Origin of the sequence: Pseudoroseomonas ludipueritiae (assembly GCF_014490445.1) — a bacterium.
Classification (GTDB): Bacteria; Pseudomonadota; Alphaproteobacteria; order Acetobacterales; family Acetobacteraceae; genus Pseudoroseomonas; species Pseudoroseomonas ludipueritiae.
On sequence record NZ_JACTUZ010000288.1, the window covers coordinates 1 to 2582 of the forward strand.

The 2582-nt window shown below is 73.6% G+C and carries 3 protein-coding genes; 1 reads left to right on the forward strand and 2 read right to left on the reverse strand.

Going from position 1 to position 2582, the window contains the following annotated elements; all coding sequences use genetic code 11:
- The first annotated feature begins 278 nt into the window (after positions 1 to 278).
- Positions 279 to 1184, forward strand: coding sequence for a KPN_02809 family neutral zinc metallopeptidase (ypfJ, locus tag IBL25_RS25625; RefSeq protein WP_187781272.1), 906 nt, complete (start codon positions 279 to 281; stop codon positions 1182 to 1184).
- Here ypfJ and IBL25_RS25630 read toward each other — a convergent pair.
- Together IBL25_RS25630 and IBL25_RS25635 are read right to left on the reverse strand one after the other, a co-directional pair.
- Positions 1181 to 1705, reverse strand: a complete 525-nt coding sequence (locus IBL25_RS25630; protein WP_187781273.1) for an NADH-quinone oxidoreductase subunit B family protein — start codon at positions 1703 to 1705, stop codon at positions 1181 to 1183. The genes ypfJ and IBL25_RS25630 overlap by 4 nt on opposite strands.
- A gap of 25 nt (positions 1706 to 1730) precedes the next feature.
- Positions 1731 to 2582 (reverse strand): NADH-quinone oxidoreductase subunit D-related protein (locus IBL25_RS25635; RefSeq protein ID WP_456315889.1); only part of this gene is annotated, 852 nt, incomplete at its 5' end.

The window sequence follows — 2582 nt, forward strand, 5'->3', positions numbered from 1 at the left end:
CGGCGGCATGCCGCCCGGACGCAGCCCCGCCGCCATGCGGCGCAGACGCATCGCGCCCGCCGCGCGGCGCAGCCAGGCTGACGGCACGCGTTTCGGCGGCCGCCTCTTCCCGGCAGGTGCGTCGCCGATCGGTCGCCTCCTTTGGAGGCTGACCCCTGGGGCCGGCTGGAGCAATCCGGCCGGCCCTTTTTTACGCGCATCCGCCATGCGCAACCGGAGTCTCGTCCGTAGCGTTTTTCATATGGATAAGTCGGCCGTTGCGGCAGGGAGTGCGGGTCATGCGGCTGGATGGGCCGGAGAGCAATAATATCGAGGACCGGCGCGGTCAGCGCGGCGGCTTTCCGGGCGGCTTCGGCGGCGGGCGGCGCGGTGGCGGCATCGCGGTTGGCGGGCTTGGCGGCGTGGCGATCCTGCTGCTCTGCCTCTTCCTCGGCGTCGACCCTTCCATGATCCTCGGCGACGGTTCCAGCACCGTCTCCCCCGGCACGCAGCAGCAGCAACAGACGCAGCAGCGCCAGGCGCCCTATAGCGCCGACGAGGGCCGCCGCTTCGCCGCCCAGGTGCTGGGCGAGACGGAGCAGGTCTGGACCGCGCAGTTCCGCCAGATCGGCCGCCAATACGAGCCGCCGGTGCTGGTGCTGTATTCCGACGCCACCCAGTCCGGCTGCGGCGGTGCCCAGGCGCAGGTGGGGCCCTTCTACTGCCCCAGCGACCGCAAGGTTTACATCGACCTGGACTTCATGGCGGCGCTACAGCGCCGCCTGGGCGCGGGGGGCGATTTCGCCGCCGCCTATATCATCGCCCACGAGGTCGGCCATCACGTGCAGAACCAGCTCGGTATCCTGCGCCTGGCCGAGCGCATCGAGGACCGCCCCGGCGGCATCGATGCCAATGCCATGCAGGTGCGGATCGAACTGCAGGCGGATTGCTTCGCCGGCCTCTGGGCCAAGCAGGCCAATGATGCCCGCCGCATCCTGGAGCAGGGCGACATCGAGGAAGGCATCAATGCCGCCGCCGCCGTGGGCGATGACCGGCTGCAGCAGCAGGCCGGGCAGCGGGTGCGGCCGGAAAGCTTCACCCATGGCTCCTCGGCGGAACGCGTGAAGTGGTTCCGCACCGGGCTGGAGCGGGGCGAACTGGCGGCCTGCAACACCTTCGCGGGTCTGCCCTCCTTCAGCAACTAATCCGCCTGGGCTTCCAGCAGCGCCAGCAGCCCTTCCAGGATCAGCGCCGGGGAGGGCGGGCAGCCCGGCACCATCAGGTCCAGCGGCAGCACGGCGCCGACGCCCCCTTCCTCCACGGCATAGCCGGTGCTGAAGGGGCCGGCGCCGGCGGCGCAGTCGCCCACCGCCACCACCCATTTCGGCTCCGGCGTCGCGGTCCAGGCGCGGACCAGGGCCTCGCTCATGTTGCGGGCGGCGGCGCCGGTGACCAGCAGCACATCCGCCTGCCGGGGCGAATCCACGAAGCGCAGGCCAAAGCGCTCCAGGTCATAGGCCGGGGCGGCCAGGGCGCGCGCTTCCAGCACGCAGCCGCCGGAGCCGCCGCTGTCCAGCAGCAGGATGGCCAGGCTGCGGCCGAGCCGCGCCTGGGCGGCGGCCTCCACCCGCCCCGCCAGGGCGGCGACGGTCTCGGGATGCGGCGGCGGCACGGCATCGGCGGCGGGCGGGCGCAGCATGATGCGCGCGAGGCGGGGCCAGAGCATGGGGTTCAGCCTCCTGGTCGCGGGATCACAGGTCCATCCCGCTGGTGGAGGGGTTGAGGGAGGCGCGCACCAGCGGCAGGTCGCCCAGCGTGGTGCCGGGCGCCGCGGCTTCCAGCAGGGGCACATGCATCCAGCCTGGGTCACGGGCGAAGGCGGCGTGGATCAGCCCGGCCTCGTCCAGGGCCAGCCAGTGCAGCACCTCGCCACGCGGTGCTTCCACCACGCCCAGCCCCTCCCCCGGCCCCACGGGCAGCGGCACCAGCACCGGGCCGGGCTCCAGCCGCGCCAGGGCGGCGCGGATGAGGCCGAGGCTTTCCGGCAATTCGCGCAGCCGCAGCCGCAGGCGGGCTTCGGCATCGCCGCCGGTGGAAATGGGGATGGACAGGCTGAAGCCCGGGTAAGGCTGGTAGGGCATGTCCCGCCGCGCGTCGAAATTGCGCCCGCCGGCCCGGCCGGCCACGCCGCCCGCCGCCAGTGCCGCCACCCTGGCAGGGGACGCGGCGCCGATGCCGCGCAGCCGGTCCTGCGCCCCGGCATGCTCGTCCTGCACCGCCTGCAGGGTCGGCAGGTCCTCTTCCAGCACTGCCAGGGCGGCCAGCAGGGCTTCCGACCCTTCCGGCGTCAGGTCGGCGGCCAGGCCGCCAGGCAGCACCAGGTCCAGCGGCAGGCGCTGGCCAAAGGCGGCCTCATGGGCGCGCAGCAGCGTCTCCCGCAGCATGGCGCAGCGGGTCTGCGCCCATTCCAGCCCGATGGCCCCCATGGCGGCGCCCCAGTCGGAGAGGTGGCAGGCCAGCCGCTCCCATTCCGCCAGCACCAGCCGCAGCAGGGCGGCGCGCGGCGGGGCCTCGATGCCGGCGGCGGCCTCGGCGGCGCGGGC

Bases quoted from the DNA above. Each gene is read 5' to 3' on its own strand.
- ypfJ (WP_187781272.1), top strand. From the start codon at position 279: ATGCGGCTGGATGGGCCGGAGAGCAATAATATCGAGGACCGGCGCGGT.
- IBL25_RS25630 (WP_187781273.1), bottom strand. From the start codon at position 1,705: ATGCTCTGGCCCCGCCTCGCGCGCATCATGCTGCGCCCGCCCGCCGCC.